The sequence below is a fragment of the Ectobacillus sp. OTK genome, assembly GCF_059698935.1.
The window spans coordinates 3,008,329-3,025,343 of sequence record NZ_AP048547.1; the positions used below are offsets into that span (position 1 = coordinate 3,008,329).

Consider the following 17,015-nt stretch of genomic DNA (forward strand, 5'->3'; position numbering starts at 1 on the left):
TTAGGAGAACGTCATGAGATTTCCAATGCTTTTGTACTCCCCTTTCATAAGTAAGCAGATTAGTCCAACCACGATGGTGCCAAGGATAAAGTGTAAAATCTGTGTTGTATGAGAATGAGCAGTATTCCTTTGTGTAATGCGGGTTTTACTTTACAAAATGAAAAGCATCCTTAAAAGGATGCTTTTCATTGTCTTATGTACATCTTTTTCATTTTTCGCTTCTTACTGCGTTTCCATTATTTTCTATATATAACAACTGTTTTCGCAACAAAGTCATGAATAGCACGTTTGTCCCTTCGGAAGATTACCATAAAAATACTGATTACGCATGTGGCTCCAAATGTAATCATACCTAATCCTACTTTTCCAATAAGCTCTCGAACTATCATTGTACGAAAGTCTGGCTGTTTCCCGTCTGCTTTCATAACTCTTAGTCCTAGCACATTTTTGCCAACTGTTCTCCCTTTTAGAATTAAGGAGATTAATATAGAATAAATTGCATCAATCCACAGAGACTTCCAGCCCTTATAAAACATATCAGAATGATTTACTGTGAGTAAAAAAGATATAAGAACTAATACTGCTGTTACAAGAAACACATCTATAATGATTGCAGCGGACCGCTTTCCTACGCTTGCAAAATTTACTTTTTTGTAATTATTCTGCTGTCTGAATACTACATGCTTAGTTTTAGCATACATATACCGAAGTCTCCTTATATAGATAGCCTACTCTTCTATGATTTCTTAATAATTTTTCAAGAGACCATTTTTAAACCATGTATTGGCTTGAATGTAAATAATGCCCTTCTTATTGTACGCTCCCTATGCTCAATTGGCAATATATAGATTTATTCAAAATAAAAACCGCTCATAAGCATGAGCAGCGGATTAAGGGCTTTGAGTTTCAAGCAAAGTTTCCTTCGCTTCATTCAGCTGCCTTATGCATTTAATTGTACTTGATGGATTCTAACCTGCTCTCCATAAGCAGGGCAACAAAGGGAGCATTCGCTCCTTTTGCTTATATCATTATTTTTATTCACTTGTTTACTTATATCCGTTTACTGTCATTGAATTCTTATACGTTAACCATATCGATTTTTATGTAAAAATATAAATTTGCACATTATAAGGGAAGGAAAAGATATTTCGGAAACAGCAGCAGGATAAATTTACCGCAGCTGGTTAATAAGAATAAAACTACATAAGAACTAAGGTGAAGCAAATGAAGTCCTTAATACAATTCGTAATGGGATTACCAATAAAAACGCTAAAAATAACATTGTGGATTATACTGATTGTTTCAATTGGCACTTGTGCCCTTTGTATATATCTAAACAGCCCTCTTCTCAGCTTGGCTTCTGGAATAACTGCGTGTATAGCTCTCGCATTGACTTTGGCACTTTTTGGAGAAAAGGATAAAAAAGAGAAACAGAAGGAACAAGAAAATCAAACACAATAAAGGAACTGCTATTTATGCAGCATAAGGCTGCGTTACAGATTATATAAGAAAAAACAGTTCTTATTTAATCCCAAAGTACCTTTACTACTGCTTTTTTGACATATCGAGGTTCATGGACACATAAGGTTGGCATGTGAGCATCTGCTGGTGAAAAGATGGTAAAAGACCCTTGGCTCACCAGTAACAGATCTCCATTTCCCTCTAAAAACAAAAGATCTTTTTCTTTATGCTGCTCTACAACTTCCAAATCCTCAATATTTGCATACCCCATACGTTCCTCACCATGAATCATAAATTGTATGTCCGTGTATTTATAATGCGATTCCCAACGCCCTTGTTCGGCTTGTATCGTCTCGTACTCTTGAATTACGACAAAAAGATTAGAGCCTTCAATTTCGTATTTACCGGGTTCTAATGAATGTACATCGTTTTCAATTAGAAATTCGAGCCCCTTTCTTATGCGTGGATGTAAACCATAATATAAATTTGCATTGGATAGTTTATCAATAATCAACATAATCCCCCATTATTTTCTTTTTAAAAGCTATAAAGAATTATAAATTAGAATCACCTTGTTGGCCATTTTTATTCGAGTTTGGATTTCCCACCTTCTATAAAAAAGAGCCGCCACGGACTATTCTTGAAATGCACCTATACGAAAAGGACAGCCGATAGCTGCCCTCAAAATCACTAATAAGAGAATATTTCAATTCATAAAACTCAAATATCTTCTTCTACCTTTTCGGTATTCAGTGTGATTGTATTAAACTTTCCATCAACTGGAAACACCACATCCTGCACTTTGCTTAAGTTAACAATCACTTTATCTGATTTATTGGCAACAACCCAATGATTTACCAAAACTTCAGCTTCTTGATTAGACACTTTCTGGAGTTGTTCGATTAGCTCCTTTACTTTCACTTTTATCACTCCTTTTACCATTTACAATTCAACAGAAAAAGATGGTATCCTTTTGACTAAATAAAAAAGCATCCCCAGGGGAATGGTTTCAAAAGAATTATTTACTCTCTTCATTTTCTTGTTGCCGTTGTTCAGAAGGCTCCTCCAATGCCGCTTAACAGCAGGATGAATACCACCCGATATTACATATTTTTTCTGTTCCTAACCAAATGCACTATATACATCTGCCACTACATTATTATGTAATTGAGCTATAATCCCGTAATTTGCTTGCCATAAATAATCGATAATTCATTCCATATACTAAAGATTGTACTTACATAAAAGGGGGGCTATCATGTCAGAAAAAGACGAGAAAAAGAAGAAAAAACGCTGGGGTTGTGGTTGCCTTGGATGTTTTGGAGTGATCTTGCTTCTAATCGTAGGGCTTGGGGCTTGCTTTGGTCTAGGTGATGACGAAGATGACTCAGAAAAGAGCAAATCAACCCCTCAAGTACAACAATCTCCAGACACAGAGAAAAATGAGCAAATTGAAACACCGAAAGAGGAACCTAAGGAAGAAGAACAGCCTGAGCAGGAGCAGCAAACTCAGCAAGTTCCTGTTCCAGTGCCACAACCCAAACAAAATACTGAACAAGAGAAACAGGACTGCAATATTAAAGGCAATATATCTTCAAGCGGGGAAAAGATTTACCATATGCCAGGGCAGGCATTCTATGACAAAACAGATGCCGAAGAGATGTTCTGTACAGAATCAGAAGCTCAAGCTGCAGGATATAGAAAATCAAAGCGTTAGTAATAGAGAAAGCCGTCCCCAAAAGGAGCGGCTTTCTTCATTTTCTGAACGGAATACCTGAGTTACACAGATATAAAAGCCTTGCTTATCCATTTCTTTGATGGGTTGTTCATACTCTATGTTCGGTGCTTACGAATTAACTTGTAGCATATATCATAAAAATAAAACAGTACGCTGTGAAGCATGCATACTTAGACGTAAATACACTTCGAAAGCCCTCCCAGCCCGGATGGTTTTTCCCGTTCTTCTTTTCCTGCTGAATGCAGGTTTGGTATCAACTAAATCGAACTATGTGATAATCACCTATGGTTCCTCTATAATAAATGAATCAAAATTTAAGGTGTACCCCAGTTTTAATGTGTAAATATTTTCATTGACATAATATTATTACCAAAGGAGGGAGCTTAATGAAAAAACTAATTAGTGCAAGATTAGCAGGCAATTCGTTACTTATTATTAACACGATACTGCTTGTGTTACATATCTTGATACTGCTCAGAATACTTCCTTACGACTTTATATGGGGCGGGCAAATCAAGGATAATTCAGATTTAATCAGGTTTGAAGGTATAGCAATATTCATACAACTAGTATTTATTTTAATTACCGCCTTAAAAATCGGATATATATTAGTTGGAAAGTTTAAAAGAACTGCCAATGTTGGTATATGGTTAATGTTTGGATTTTTATTGCTGAATACAGCAGGTAATTTGGCTTCAAGTGCTGCCACTGAAAAAATGATATTTACTCCATTAACCATAGTGATGGCAGCTTTAGTATTCAGATTAGCAATTGAAAAAGAGGAGAATGGTGAGAATACCCGCTTTTAACAAATAGATCCATAAAAAAATCCACCCTTTATTCACGAATTTGGTGGATTTGACACACTAGTACACATAGAATCCGTCGTAATAGTACTATGTAATTTTCAGAAAAAATACTGGTGACTTTTCATTTTCAACTTACAGTTCAAACCCCTGATAAAATATAGCTAACAAACTGTTCAAACCTTTGATATGACTGAGTCTGATTAGCGGGACGGCGCAGGAGTCGAACCCGCCAGACCTGGCACACAGATCTCAAGCAGTTTTGTAGAAGGAATAAGATAACCAGTTTATTATCCTTTCCATACAGAACTTTATAAAATGGATTTTGGCTCTTACTTAACTTGAATAAATGGAGTAGCATCACCAGATACTTGAGGAAGCTTACCATCCCACTTCTCAATCTTCTTCAGCTCGACAATCTCTGGGGATAAGGATTCTTTCAAGATACGGTTCGCTTCTGCTTTCCCCTTTGCTTCTTCGATATCGCGCTCAGCCGCAACAATAGCCTGCTGCTTTTCAATCTGCAATTTCTCTAACTGCTGCTGTGCATCTACTACACCTTGGATAGCTTTTGCTGTGTTTTCATCCGGTTTAGGTGCTTCGAGTGTTACAGAATCAACCATGAATCCGGTATCACCTACAGCATTACGGAACTCCTTTTCAATAGCTGCATTGATTTCTCCTTGATGCTGGAACACTTCAAGCACTGAATATGTAGAGAATACATTTAGCGCTGCTTTCTTGATACGAGTTTGCAACCAACCATTCTCAATCACTTCCGGATCTTGCCCTTTGAACTTGTTATAGATATCAGGTAGCTTCTCAGCGTCGTTTGAATAATCATATGACAAGCTGATAGCTAAAGGTTTTCCATCCTTCGTCTGCACACTAAACTCCTGTACATGCACTGTCTCTGTAGATACTGGATACTCCGTTACACGCTTGAACGGGGAAACTAAATGCCAGCCTTGACCAAGTGTTTCCTTCTCAATACCTGTACTTCTGCTATAAACTACCCCTACATGACCTTGCTCTATTACTTCCACACTCATCGCTGTCAAAATCCCGCCAACTAAAAGACCTGCACCTAGCACCGTCGCTCCTACGATTCTTCTCATTATTTTTCTTCCTCCTTAAAAAAGTTTTTAATTTTTGAAATTACATTCCCCACGAAATCAAAGGCTCCTAACCTCCCTGCTATAACCCACAACGCTACCATCATGCCGAGTATGAGTATCAATCCCACCAGTAGCGAAAACAAGGGCTCCCCTCCTTTTACTGTAAAATTAAATTTTTTTAGATTACTTGAAATGTCCATACTGCTTCATAACTTCAATACTTACATTGATGACAATATAGTCATTGAAAGGCCGCCTCCCTTCCTATACTCTTCATATCCAAATGTTTACTAATAACTCATTTTAAATCTCATGGATTTTAGTAATTTTAGATTCACTCACGTACTTGCTTAAATTATGCTTGTTCAATAAATTATATCTGCGTTTATAACCTTCTAGTACAGTACATCTAAATGTTGCTCCGCTATTTTCATTCAGCCCCGTTTATTACCAAACAGTCAGCAGAGCCCTTTCCTCCTGCAGCCCTATATATAAAGGCTCAGATCAAGAATATCCGATGTTCCTTTTCTCAAATTTACGTTCGCTGCTAAGCTCGCCCCTATGGACGGTTATCTTCTGTTTGAAACTCTAGCCTTGATGTTTCATATTTTCATTGATGATATATCGCACATCCTCAGCCTTCTTATCTCAAAATGGCTTATTTTGATTAATACCGTATGTCTATAAAAATGGGGTGGTACGGCTGAATGCTGATCTCCTGTATAACTAAGGAATACATCTTCACACCTCGTCCGTCTCATTCCGTCGCCTCCTAACTAGAAAATTCAGATTTTAGCTCAGTCTAGTACATATAATTGAATTTAGTTAAAAACTGTCAATACACTGTCCTATGCTATGAAGCCTTGTCCATTTTTACTAGCTCTCTGTTTTTTTATTTGCCAATTATAATAACAAAAATTGCTAATTTTCTGTGTTTGGACCGCTGAAGATGTAATATTATGTAAATACCGCATGAATATGGTCTATAAAAAAGGGATTTTCTTCTAAACAATGGAAATAGTTATAGAAAAAATATATCAGTTAGAAGGGAATGTCTTCCAAAGATGAGTATTCTTCAAAAAGGAAAAATTGATAATATAACAGATATAAGGCATGATATCAAGAAGCAGCAACAAGCAGAAGAAGAATTGAGGAAGACAAAACAAAGGCTAGAATCTTTCGTTCAGAACAATGCGGATGCGATTTGGGTAATTGATTTAGAAGATCGAGTTTTAGAGGTGAATCCGGCATTCGAGACCATGTTTGGTTGGTCTGCTGATAGTATTATTGGGAAAAGTTTGCCGATTATCCCAGATAATCTAAAAGATTCTATCCGGGACATCCACGAAAAAGTTAAAGCAGGAATGTCTGTAGCTGGTTTAGAAACTATTCGCCAACGGCGGGATGGAAGCTTGCTTAATGCTAGTGCCACTCTCTCACCTATCCGTGATAGTACAGGTGCAGTCATCGGGATCACAGGAATTTGCCGTGATATCACCCCAACAAAAAAAGCCGAGGATGCTCTCAAAGCGAAAACACAACAACTAGAATCTTTTATTGAAAATAATGTGGATTCCATTCTGATTTTTAATATGCAAGGAAATGTTACATCTGTTAATAAAGCATTTGAGACTACATTCGGATGGACGAAACAGGAGATAGTCAACGTTGGGTTATACCATTTGCCATTTATTCCATCTGAAGTCATCGATGAAGTCAAAACGTTCGAGACAGAGGTCAAAAAAGGGAATTCTATTAGAGAAGTAGAGACCATTCGTTTACGAAAAGATGGAGAAATCTTGAATGTTATGATATCAATTTCACCAATTAAGAGTGCAAAAAAGAATATGGATGGTTGGTCGGTTACTTTAAGGGATATAACAGAGTGGAAAAAATCTCAAGATATGCTGCAAAACACCGCAAAATTATCCGTCGCAGGTCAATTAGCTGCAGGAATCGCCCATGAGATCCGAAATCCCATTACTGCAATTAAAGGGTTCATTGATTTGATGAAGTCCGGTATTAACGAGAAAAAATTGTATTTTGATGTTATGTCTTCTGAAATCGAGCGGATTGAACAGATTCTTAATGAACTCTTGATTCTTGCGAAACCTCAAGTAAGCAAATTCGAACGAAAAGATCTTAGAATATTATTGACACAAGTTATTAATCTTTTGGATACGCAAGCAATCATGAATAATATTGAAATAGTTACTGAATTTCAAACTGGAGCTACTCAGATTGAATGCGATGAGAATCGATTAAAACAAGTTTTTATTAACTATACTCAGAATGCAATTGAAGCTATGCCTAAAGGCGGTCAAGTAGTGATTCAAATTAAAAAAAGAGACAGTGAAAGAATTGTTGTCCGTGTTATCGATCAAGGAATTGGAATGTCAAAAGAAGTTCTTTCTAAATTGGGACAACCGTTCTATACAACTAAAGCAAAAGGAACAGGATTAGGCTTTATGATTAGCAAAAGAATTATTGAGAACCACTTTGGCGAAGTACATATAGAAAGTGAAATAAATAAAGGAACGATTATTGAGATTATCTTACCATTAACACAACACACTGCTGATTATCTAAATAAAGATGATTCAAATAATTTATAACAAATAAACCTTACATAACTCCCGATAACAAATCTTACGCAAACCATGAAGCCGCCCCGAATTACATCAATGTCATCAATGGAACAAGCAGCCTAACGGGACGCTAGGCTGCTTGTTCCACCTAGTTACACTTTATCACTTTTGTTCAATACAGCAGGAGCTTGCTTAAAAAGTGGAACAATAGCGAGTACACCAATAACAAGGAGCAGCGCTGACCATTCATAGAGAGCTAGAAGTGAAAGCCTTTCTTTCAACCAGCCGCTGACACTCATTGTGATAACCATCGTTCCCATAAATATTGGGTTTAAAATGCCATTCACACGGCCGATAAAGGAAGCCTCCGTGTTGTGCAGAATCATTGTATTGATACCGATATGAATACAAGGCATAAACAAACCGCTAATAAATTGCGCTGTAAGGGTCAACCATAGATGTTCCGAAAGTCCCATCACTAAAAAGCCAATAGCGCTGACACCCATGCCAAGGGCAAGTAAAACTTGAGGACTGGCTTTTTTTGCTAACCCCATCGTAAGGCCGCCGCCTAAAATCATGCCGGCTCCAAACGCTGCCATCAGCCACTGTAGCTGCTCTTTCGGTAAACCGAGCTGTTCAGTAATGAGGAATACCGCAAGCGGCTGCGTCAGTCCGATCGCCAAACCAGCCGCAGCAAAGCTGCCGCCAAGTAAGCGCAGCGTCCGGCTGTTCCATACATAGCTGAATCCGGCCTTCATCTCCTGTACAAGCGTTGTATTTTCTTTATCATTCTCAATTTCCGGGTCAGGCGGAAGTAATACAAGTGTTGCAGCAGAAAACAAAAAGGCGATTCCCATAATGGCAATGGCTACGCTAATACCGTAATGCTGATAAACAAATGTTCCGATAATCGGGCCAAGAATCATAAACACGGCAAAGATTGTCTGGTACATAGACATCCCGAGCTGAATGAACTCTTCCTCTACATGAAGTTTAAACAGCTTCATTCCAGAAGGTTGCGAAAACTGTGATAACACCGATGAAACAAGTGTAGCGAAGAAAATGACTTTCCAGCTCCCAACCATGAGCGTCAATAATACAACAAAAATGGAAATCGCGCTGAGCAAGTCACACCAGATCATAGTACGTTTCGGACGCCATCGATCAGCAAATGCTCCCCCAATAAACGAAAACAGAAAAATTGGCGCAAATTCAGCAACGGAAATAAGAGAGACTGCGACCGGATTTTCATTAGTTTGCTCAATTACATATAACAAAATTGAGTAGTTGCGCACCCAAATGCCAATTTGAAGAAAAAACACCGAAATCAGAATAACCCGAATCACTCGATTCCGAAACAATCCTCCCATTGTACTATCTGAATGTGTTTTCGTCATAAAAAAACTCCTTATCTATCAATCTGGACAGGAGGAAAAGCAATCATAAAAAGGCAGAGCATTCCGAGAGCTCTTGCACCCTTTTTGTCTATATAAATCCTATCCAGAACGATTTTATTTTATTATCAATAGTTTCTGAAAATAGGATTAGTAAATCATTGTTTTATGGTCACCCTTTCGCTTCATAGTAATTTCATAGTACTTGATGCCATTTCAACATTCAAGATAAATTTGGAATATATTAGAAAAAATACTTTAATGCTTTTGTAATCCTCCATCAAATGAAGCAAACTGAGTGAACCTGGACAGCGCAGCCACAATATCTTTTTTCATATGTATCTCTCGTCTGTCCCCTTTAAATGGATTTTGCAAATTCGGTATGTGCTTTTAGCAATTAGAAAGCAGATTACTCTTTTAACCTAGATACGAGTACTTTATTATCAGGAAGACATACATTAGTTCTAAAATTCACAACTAATAATGGACAAACAACCAGATTTTTTCTATATTTCTTCATAAAGATGTTGTAGTCTCCGAAAGGAGCGGTATGTCTTTCTATAAAAACACTGTTAGATTATCTCACAATAAGTTGGTTGAGATGTTAAGCGAGCTCTATAATGAAACTATCCCAACTCAAAGTGCTTCTCTTTTTACCACTCAGCATTGCTGTTGAGTGATCTGTTTTGTCACAAATGCCAAAAAACAAAAAGCCGTCTCCGATAAGGAAGCGGTTTTTTGTTGTATATAAACTTTTTATCATTATTAAAGATTTTATAATAATTTCTGTATTATGAAGTTATAATCCTGAACTACCCAGTTTTGTATGAACTGGTTTTCTAATTTCCAGTAACTTATACCACGAAGACTATATTGTTTCACTGTATCAAATTTTGCCTGTATGCTACGTGCATCTTCAAACCATACTTCATGTTGCTGCCCTGTTTCATCGGTATAATGAAAATAGGGAGACTGATAGGTTTCATGGTAATAGATAGTAGCACCATACTTTGCAGCCAACCGAATTGCTTCCTGATGATTAACTACCTTGGCAAATGTCCCTTGAACCCATGGGGTTTTCCAATCCCTTCCGTACAGAGGTATTCCCATAAGGATTTTATTACGCGGAATAACTGTAACAGCGTAATTCAAAACCCGTTTTACTTCATTAATTGGAGCAATTGCTAATGGTGGTCCACCAGCCCATCCCCATTCATAAGTCATAAGTGTAACAAAGTCCACAATTCTCCCCTGAGAAGCATAATCCTGTGCTTCGTATAGCAAGCCCTTTTGCTGATCACTAATTTTTGGGGGCATTGCTGTGGAGACAGAGAATCCCTCTCTGTGCAATTTGTCTACTACTTTTTGTAAGAATGCATTATAGTGCTCACGGTCCTCTGGATATATATATTCAAAGTCAAAACTTAAACCAGTGTAGCCTTTATCTCTCATTACTTTAAGTATATTTGTAATAAGTGTTTGTTGTAGATCAGAATTACGAAGGATAGCGGCAGCAAGATCCGAGTCGAATTTTCCACCCGCAAGGTTTGAGAGAACAAGAAGGGACGCTATATGTTGCGCTTTGGAAGCAGCTAAAATAGATATATCTTTGATTGCGACAATAGTACCATCATTTTTGAAAGTGTACGTAAATGGTGCAATATAAGTAAGATACCGTCCTACATTTGCGATTTCTTGCCCAGCTTTATCACTAATGTTAGTAGTATAAATATTCACCTCGATCTTTGTCCGAATCCTTTTAGGAATAAGCAGAATTTGCCCTAGATAAATCGGGGAGTGAATATTAAGTTTGTTTGCTTGTAAAATGGATTGTACTGAGACTCCGTATCGCCGGGCGATTAACGCCAGGGTCTCTCCCTGTCTAACAATATGACTTATCAAATCAGGCGTGGGGATCACAAGTGATTGACCGACCGCTAAAGTATCAGCGTTTTCTAGTTGATTTGTTGTGAGTATTTGAGCCGTATCAACACTGTAGTATCTTGAAAGTGCCCATAAGGTATCTCCCTTTTGTACCACGTGTATTTCCACGAATTCACCTCCTTCAATTTCGTTTTGGTATACTTTATAACGTTTTTGCATACTTTCTAAATACATAACCTACAATAAGATTACATGCTGTGAAACATGTCGCGCGATAAGAAATGGGACGGACTATCCTCGGTACCTATGGGTAGTCTTTTCTATTTTTACGCATACCTGCTCAACTACTCAAACATCTTACAATGGGAAGGCTGATCCAATTCCTACATATGCAGCCTCTTCTTACAAAATAGCTTTTTGGTTAAGATTTGTTAATTAATTCAGTTACAAAGTCAGCAGGTCTTTTCATACGCTGCACTCCCCTTTGGTTTGTTATGGATATATAGCATTCACACTTAATATAATATGCCTTTAGCTAATACAACATCTAAATTAATTCCAAATCGTTCTAAATATTCATTGCAATAATCTATACATTTTGAATAATTTTTTCTTATTTGCAGTAATTCGATACATTTTTTATAAGGAAAATCTGTTTCATATATTATCAAAAGCGCTTGAAAGATATCGAATGCCTTTTCATACTTCTCCTCGGTAATTAAGTTATTAGCTAACCTAATTTTATCTTCATTCATCATTATTATTTCATCTTTGTGATTCCCAATGATCCTGGTCTCTCTCATTTCGACAATCGAATACTCAACAGTCGGGACTTCTAGAATTCGTTTATTCTCACTCGAATTTAATAATTTTTTCCTACTTTCTACAGTAACTATGTAGTGATGTTGAACGTTATTCCAACAATATAGCGGAAGCCGAGCCGAAAGGAGTGGCTTTTTGTTGTGTACATAAAGAAAACGCCCCAAAAGAGGCGCTTGATAAGATACGTTATTGTAGGGAATTATTTTGTGCTGCCATTGTAGTAGGTGTAGCGCTTTGGGCCTGCTGAATTTTTTCCTGTGCTGCTTTCACATCTTGTTGTTCTTGCTTAACTTGTTGTTGAGCTTGTAGCATCTGTTGTGCTTCCATTTCCAATTGTTGTGTCGCTTGTTCTAATTGCTGTTTTTCTACTTGCAATTGTTGATACACCGCTTGAACAGTTTGTTGCACTTGTTGATTTTGCTGAGAATTAGCAGCTTGAATATTTTGCAGCTGTTGTTCTGCTTGTTGGACTTTCTGAATAGCTTGTTGCAATTGCTGCTGTTGATTTTGTTGTATCATAAAGTAAAAGCCTCCAAATGATTAGTATTTTGGTACTTAAATTCCCGACAATTATTGTGCTCCTAATAGCTTTTTCTATACTATAGCTCAATTTAGTTGGCTGACGAGATAGCGGCATACTTTCTGAAGAGGAATTTACTGCAAAAAAGAAGCAGTTGCTAGGCATTTAAGGCCTCTCAATGAGAAGTACATATGAAGCTAAAATTAGTTGCTCTGAGTGAGGAAACTTTTATCAATGGATGTGTAGAAGCAATTTTACAGAATGATGTAAGTCATACGCATGTCTTAGCAAGTGATGGAGAGCAGTTTATGTATTTTATCACTCTACTGGACACTGCACATTCGATACAGTGATACCAGGTAAGGAATCACTGTATCGAATGTGCATCTTTGATGAAGAAGGGATTTTGAGCTTTCGTGAGGAATCCGATGATCCCGAGATAATAAGAGGGAGTTTTATCAACTTTTTAGCGATGATGAAAAGTGTTCAAGTAATATAAGAAAAGCCGCTGTATGCCAGCGGTTTTTTTGTTTGGAATCTTACCGATCAAACGCGTGTGCAATAAAAATCGCAAGGTCATAGGGGCCTTATCATTGCTGTGTTTAGAGAAAATGCTCACTTCCTCTAATGTGGTGTTATGTTAACTTAACGTGAACAAAATATACATCGCTAAAATAAAAAAGTAGATAGTTTATACTCTCCCCTCTTCGTATTTACTTTTATTAAAAAACAGACCGATTTCACTAAAGAGAAGCTGCAAAACATACTTCTAAACAGTATTTTCCCTCCACAATACCCATACCTTCCCGTGAAACAGCAATCGATTTTGCATGATCGACAGTTGCGGAAAGTGTATTTCTAGAAGGAACAGTAAATTCAACAGGACTTCCATCATTTCGAGTAATGGTAACTTTCATAGCTGACGTGCTTATGGAACTATTAAACACAGATATCGTTACCGTAGCTTCTCTGGAAATTTCCCCTTTCCAAATTTCTAAAGTTGTGACCGGATCGCCCAATAAAATATTTCCACCTAAACTACTGCATACAACATCTCGTACGGGGGGACAAGGAGCAGGAAGCGGAGGAGGGAATGAACTTGGAAGAGCGAAACAAAAAGGATCCGGTTTACATTTCTTTTTGGCACACATTCACCATCCCTCCCTCCTCATTAATTATGTTCATACTACAAAATATTTCAAAGTCTTTGACATGTTCCGTTTCCCCCTTTTTTTATTAACGAATTCCATCAATTTTATAAAGAACATGGCAGTTTTTCTTACACAATAGACAAATTTCATTAACAAAGTACGCCGATATGCATTTAATAATATTGTACAAACTGATATAACCAGAACGGTAAAAATCATCCGAAAGGAGAAAAAATAAATAATGTGTAATAATGGAGATTGCTGCATGTGTCCTCCTGCTCAAATTTTTCAGGAGACCATTTGCGGTAATTTTAATAACTCGACAGGAGCAGCTACTACAACAATAGTATGGTCTGCTCCTGCTGGCGCTTATTTTTCAGGTACTTTTGAAATTTTCAATTCAGCCTCCAGTCCAATAGCTACACCGGTAACTGCAACAATGACATCTACTCCAGCAGGTGCTTTGAGTGCTACCTCAGGGAATTCTGACTCTCAATCAGTTGATCAACCTACTGATTTTTCTCTTACAGTACCTGCTGGAGCTAGTGGAAAATGGAGTATTAATCTATATAAGCGTGTTCTGGCGTAGTTTAGGGTTCATAATGCTAAAACAGGCTGTATAGACTTTTTGGATATTTGTATAAAATGCAAAAGAAGGTATCTAGATTATGCAGATACCTTTTTGCTTTTATTGATGTGAATTGAAGTTAGAATATACAAACCAATGCTACACTAGTAAGTGGGTCGGGTGGCGTGCGTGGCTGCCAAGGTATGCGGCGTAGGTGGGGCTGATACCAGGGGCGGGACTGATAATAGCGTTCTTTTTATTTTACGTTTTAGAATAGAAACAGATTATTCCAAAAGGCTATCCAAGTTGCGGACGAGCTTTTTTATTTGTAGAAAAAATGATAACTACTCTTACTTTCGGGAAGTGAGAAAAACCTTGATGCATAAGGCTTTATACACAACACCGGATATCATCAACCCCTTTTCTGATGTACCCTAATTCAGCCTTCACTTCAGCACTCTGTTGGCCATCAGACTTTATTGCTTTGTTTTTATTCAAAGAATAACCTTGAGAAGCAATAACAAGCATAAATAACGCAATTAACACTCCAACTTCAATTGTCACTATTCCCTCTCCCTTCAAAATAAAAAAGAGAGCTATACAGCCATCGCCATCAACTTAAGGAAATGCATAAAACGTATAAAATTGGGCCACCCTTCCATGCAGTACTGCATGGAAGGGTGGCCCAATTTATGTCTACAAACAAGTGCACACTAGCTGAAGAGTTACGCATACTCTGCGAAGAATTCCGAAGAAAATTCTCCATTACACATTTACAGAAACTCGCACATCAAACAGGTATGATTCAATGAGAACGAAAATTTCGAGCACAAGATCTTGTTTCTTTGTGTATCTTTCTCGGTCAGACTGTCAGTTCTGAATCCTTAGTTCGTCTTTGTACCCGGTTGAATGAAGCTACTGGGTATCTGTATATCTGCCGAAGCACTGAATAAGCGTTGGAATGACCGTACTGTACAATTTCTAAAGAAGTTGTTTCTTCATGCTTTCCGGCAAAAGGTTAGTCCAGTCATTTCAATCACGAATTGTTTTAAGAGAATTCGTATTTTAGACTCCACATCCTTTCAGCTTCCTGCCGCCGCATAAAATGCGCCAGAAGGAAGCTGTATTTGAGTATGCCCAAAATACAAGATTTTACTCATGTCCAGTAACAAAACGCGTCCGATGCCTGAGGCATCGGACGCGATATACTAAAGTTGATGGCGATGACCACGGAGGATGCTATTTACGCTTTATACATTACTACTGCAATAAAACTCTCCTCTTTGCCGTTAAATGATCCAGCAACTTTTATGTCAATAACTTCCCGAGGCGCTATTTCTCTTAAAGCTCCGTTAATTTTGCTCTCCAAACCACTTGAACTTGTGGACTTTACTACCTTCGTTTGTATCATATTTATCATCTCCTTTTACCTTACATTTCGACAAAAGAAAACGATATCCTTGTATTAAAATGTAAAAACCCCTCGCCAATCGGCAAGCGGTATGCATAAAAGGGAGCAAATCTTTCGCTTCATTCAGCCACCTCACAGGAAATAGCTCAACAAAACGGAAGAGGTACCGACTCTCCACTCAAGAAGCATTTTCCGAAGAATTGGTTATGGATTATGATAAAATCCATTCTTCATGTGATTCACAGTAAACAAACAGCATTTTCCGCTACCGCTTGTCCATGTATCGAATACACACTTCGATTATACAATTCTTGTTCTTCTTGTTTCAAAAAACGTAAAAAGCGTAAAGTTTGTAAGATTTGTAAAGTAAAATAAAAAGCGAACCGCCGTAGCGATTCGCCTCTAAAGAATTCATTTATTAATAGATAATACTTAAGCACTGATTAGTGCATTAAGGATTGTTTCTACTCGCTCGTCCTTTACCTCGTAATAAATCTCCAATCCTTTACGTGTGCCTGACACAACACTTACAGCCTTCAATTTCGATAGGTGCTGGCTAATTGTGCTTTGTGGCATATCGAGTTCCTCGTAAAGAGAAGTTACATTTACCGGTCCATTTTCAATCATGAATTTTACAAGTGCGAGTCGAGTAGGATGGGCTACTACCCTTAACATTTCTGCGCCATCTTTAAATTCTTCAATATTCATAAATATACATTCACTCCTCTAATTTTTCTTTCCCGTGAACGGCAGCTGGCTAGCTTGATAGCATTTACTATTTTAGCCCCTAAAGCTTTGCGTCCCAAGTTTTCACAAGGTTTGCCATTGAAAATAATTATAATTTTTTATTTGGTCTTAGTATAGAGAAAAATATTAGAAATTTATTATATTTTGTTAGTGTTAATATAACTTCTACCCCAGTCTTCACAGCTTTAACTACTTCAGTTAATCAAGTCAATATTCGCGATTCAATGCTATCAGCTGGTTACACTCAAAATGGAATTAACATGGTAATGTTTGCTTCATTTGTCTCTAGTGGGAATATCACCATTAATTCCCAGGCAACTACGGATGCTCAAGTTAACTTAGTGGGCGGGGGAATAAATGGGAATGTTATTATTAATGTTCAATCCGGTCATGTTCCAATCGATCCTTTGAATTTAACCAGTTTTGCTATTACAGAGAACATTTTTAATCCCTTTCCTAATTCGGGAAGATTAATTGTTAATGGTGTTAATAACGTTATTACAAGAGTGAGAGCAACAGTTGATTCGATACCTATTCGTTCTCGAGTAACTCTTGTAGGAACTAATACATCTTTAGTGAGAGTTGATGATGCTTTTGAACTAGCCTATACACCTTCTAATCCCGGAGATTGGGTAGCTCCCCCTCCGACAACAGTACAAGAAGCATTAGATAGAATAGCAGCTAAACTAGCGGGAACTGTGGGACCTGCTTAAAAAGAACTTAGTTCCTCTCAAGAGGAGTTAGACTGTTATAATTAGTAAAATCCGACTTTCCTACATTAAGGGAAGTCGGTTTATTTTTTCACTC

At 37.5% G+C, this 17,015-nt stretch carries 18 protein-coding genes, 2 pseudogenes and 1 riboswitch; of the genes and pseudogenes, 7 read left to right on the forward strand and 13 right to left on the reverse strand.

Annotated features, from left to right (window positions below):
• Positions 1-236 precede the first annotated feature (236 nt).
• Entirely contained in the window at positions 237-701 is a 465-nt protein-coding gene (locus AC6HZ4_RS15035; RefSeq protein ID WP_497490396.1) for an RDD family protein, read from the reverse strand.
• Between the two features lie 523 nt (positions 702-1,224).
• Between AC6HZ4_RS15035 and AC6HZ4_RS15040 the strand changes: the two genes are divergently transcribed.
• Complete coding sequence (locus AC6HZ4_RS15040; protein WP_497490397.1) at positions 1,225-1,461, forward strand: hypothetical protein; 237 nt, start codon at positions 1,225-1,227, stop codon at positions 1,459-1,461.
• Positions 1,462-1,525: 64 nt separating this feature from the next.
• Here the strand turns inward: AC6HZ4_RS15040 and AC6HZ4_RS15045 are convergent, their stop codons facing one another.
• Together AC6HZ4_RS15045 and AC6HZ4_RS15050 are read right to left on the reverse strand one after the other, a co-directional pair.
• On the reverse strand, positions 1,526-1,978 hold the full coding sequence (locus AC6HZ4_RS15045) for a NanQ anomerase/TabA/YiaL family protein (protein ID WP_497490398.1): 453 nt from the start codon (positions 1,976-1,978) through the stop codon (positions 1,526-1,528).
• Positions 1,979-2,181: 203 nt separating this feature from the next.
• Positions 2,182-2,382, reverse strand: coding sequence for a hypothetical protein (locus AC6HZ4_RS15050; protein ID WP_497490399.1), 201 nt, complete (start codon positions 2,380-2,382; stop codon positions 2,182-2,184).
• Between the two features lie 337 nt (positions 2,383-2,719).
• Here AC6HZ4_RS15050 and AC6HZ4_RS15055 point away from each other — a divergent pair, with 337 nt between their 5' ends.
• Both AC6HZ4_RS15055 and AC6HZ4_RS15060 read left to right on the forward strand, forming a co-directional pair.
• On the forward strand, positions 2,720-3,178 hold the full coding sequence (locus AC6HZ4_RS15055; RefSeq protein ID WP_497490400.1) for a sunset domain-containing protein: 459 nt from the start codon (positions 2,720-2,722) through the stop codon (positions 3,176-3,178).
• A 407-nt stretch (positions 3,179-3,585) separates the two neighbouring features.
• Entirely contained in the window at positions 3,586-4,008 is a 423-nt protein-coding gene (locus AC6HZ4_RS15060; protein ID WP_497490401.1) for a hypothetical protein, read from the forward strand.
• Between the two features lie 329 nt (positions 4,009-4,337).
• On the opposite strand, the gene AC6HZ4_RS15065 is transcribed toward AC6HZ4_RS15060, so the two are convergent.
• Positions 4,338-5,123 carry a prohibitin family protein gene (locus AC6HZ4_RS15065; protein ID WP_497490402.1) on the reverse strand — a complete coding sequence of 262 codons (786 nt, stop codon included), beginning with the start codon at positions 5,121-5,123 and terminating at the stop codon, positions 4,338-4,340.
• Positions 5,123-5,266 carry a hypothetical protein gene (locus AC6HZ4_RS15070; protein WP_497490403.1) on the reverse strand — a complete coding sequence of 48 codons (144 nt, stop codon included), beginning with the start codon at positions 5,264-5,266 and terminating at the stop codon, positions 5,123-5,125. Before AC6HZ4_RS15070 ends, AC6HZ4_RS15065 begins: the two co-directional genes overlap by 1 nt.
• A gap of 921 nt (positions 5,267-6,187) precedes the next feature.
• Here AC6HZ4_RS15070 and AC6HZ4_RS15075 point away from each other — a divergent pair.
• Positions 6,188-7,738 carry a PAS domain-containing sensor histidine kinase gene (locus AC6HZ4_RS15075; RefSeq protein WP_497490404.1) on the forward strand — a complete coding sequence of 517 codons (1,551 nt, stop codon included), beginning with the start codon at positions 6,188-6,190 and terminating at the stop codon, positions 7,736-7,738.
• Between the two features lie 125 nt (positions 7,739-7,863).
• Here AC6HZ4_RS15075 and AC6HZ4_RS15080 read toward each other — a convergent pair whose 3' ends face one another.
• The 4 genes from AC6HZ4_RS15080 to AC6HZ4_RS15095 all read right to left on the reverse strand — a co-directional run bounded on the left by AC6HZ4_RS15080 (position 7,864) and on the right by AC6HZ4_RS15095 (position 12,330).
• Entirely contained in the window at positions 7,864-9,108 is a 1,245-nt protein-coding gene (locus AC6HZ4_RS15080; RefSeq protein WP_497490405.1) for an MFS transporter, read from the reverse strand.
• A gap of 771 nt (positions 9,109-9,879) precedes the next feature.
• Positions 9,880-11,157 (reverse strand): glycosyl hydrolase family 18 protein, encoded by a 1,278-nt coding sequence (locus AC6HZ4_RS15085; protein WP_497490406.1) that lies wholly within the window; start codon positions 11,155-11,157, stop codon positions 9,880-9,882.
• A gap of 347 nt (positions 11,158-11,504) precedes the next feature.
• Positions 11,505-11,747 (reverse strand): hypothetical protein, encoded by a 243-nt coding sequence (locus AC6HZ4_RS15090; RefSeq protein WP_497490407.1) that lies wholly within the window; start codon positions 11,745-11,747, stop codon positions 11,505-11,507.
• A gap of 250 nt (positions 11,748-11,997) precedes the next feature.
• Entirely contained in the window at positions 11,998-12,330 is a 333-nt protein-coding gene (locus AC6HZ4_RS15095) for a hypothetical protein (RefSeq protein WP_497490408.1), read from the reverse strand.
• A gap of 104 nt (positions 12,331-12,434) precedes the next feature.
• Here AC6HZ4_RS15095 and AC6HZ4_RS15100 point away from each other — a divergent pair.
• A pseudogene (locus AC6HZ4_RS15100) lies at positions 12,435-12,500 on the forward strand (SHOCT domain-containing protein); the annotation flags it as partial.
• A gap of 574 nt (positions 12,501-13,074) precedes the next feature.
• Here AC6HZ4_RS15100 and AC6HZ4_RS15105 read toward each other — a convergent pair.
• The gene (locus tag AC6HZ4_RS15105; RefSeq protein ID WP_497490410.1) at positions 13,075-13,482 is read right to left on the reverse strand and encodes an S-Ena type endospore appendage; all 408 of its coding nucleotides are present in this window, start codon (positions 13,480-13,482) and stop codon (positions 13,075-13,077) included.
• Between the two features lie 265 nt (positions 13,483-13,747).
• Here AC6HZ4_RS15105 and AC6HZ4_RS15110 point away from each other — a divergent pair, with 265 nt between their 5' ends.
• Entirely contained in the window at positions 13,748-14,071 is a 324-nt protein-coding gene (locus tag AC6HZ4_RS15110) for an S-Ena type endospore appendage (protein WP_497490411.1), read from the forward strand.
• 369 nt (positions 14,072-14,440) lie between these two features.
• On the opposite strand, the gene AC6HZ4_RS15115 is transcribed toward AC6HZ4_RS15110, so the two are convergent.
• The 3 genes from AC6HZ4_RS15115 to AC6HZ4_RS15125 all read right to left on the reverse strand — a co-directional run bounded on the left by AC6HZ4_RS15115 (position 14,441) and on the right by AC6HZ4_RS15125 (position 16,169).
• A complete protein-coding gene (locus tag AC6HZ4_RS15115; RefSeq protein WP_497495851.1) occupies positions 14,441-14,614 on the reverse strand; it encodes a hypothetical protein in 174 nt (57 codons plus the stop codon).
• Positions 14,615-15,293: 679 nt separating this feature from the next.
• A complete protein-coding gene (locus AC6HZ4_RS15120) occupies positions 15,294-15,461 on the reverse strand; it encodes a hypothetical protein (RefSeq protein WP_497490412.1) in 168 nt (55 codons plus the stop codon).
• 432 nt (positions 15,462-15,893) lie between these two features.
• Complete coding sequence (locus tag AC6HZ4_RS15125) at positions 15,894-16,169, reverse strand: ArsR/SmtB family transcription factor (protein ID WP_497490413.1); 276 nt, start codon at positions 16,167-16,169, stop codon at positions 15,894-15,896.
• A gap of 37 nt (positions 16,170-16,206) precedes the next feature.
• Positions 16,207-16,295: riboswitch (cyclic di-GMP riboswitch) on the reverse strand.
• Between the two features lie 50 nt (positions 16,296-16,345).
• Here AC6HZ4_RS15125 and AC6HZ4_RS15130 point away from each other — a divergent pair.
• Positions 16,346-16,921, forward strand: a pseudogene (locus AC6HZ4_RS15130) (exosporium leader peptide); the annotation flags it as partial.
• Between the last annotated feature and the right edge of the window lie 94 nt (positions 16,922-17,015).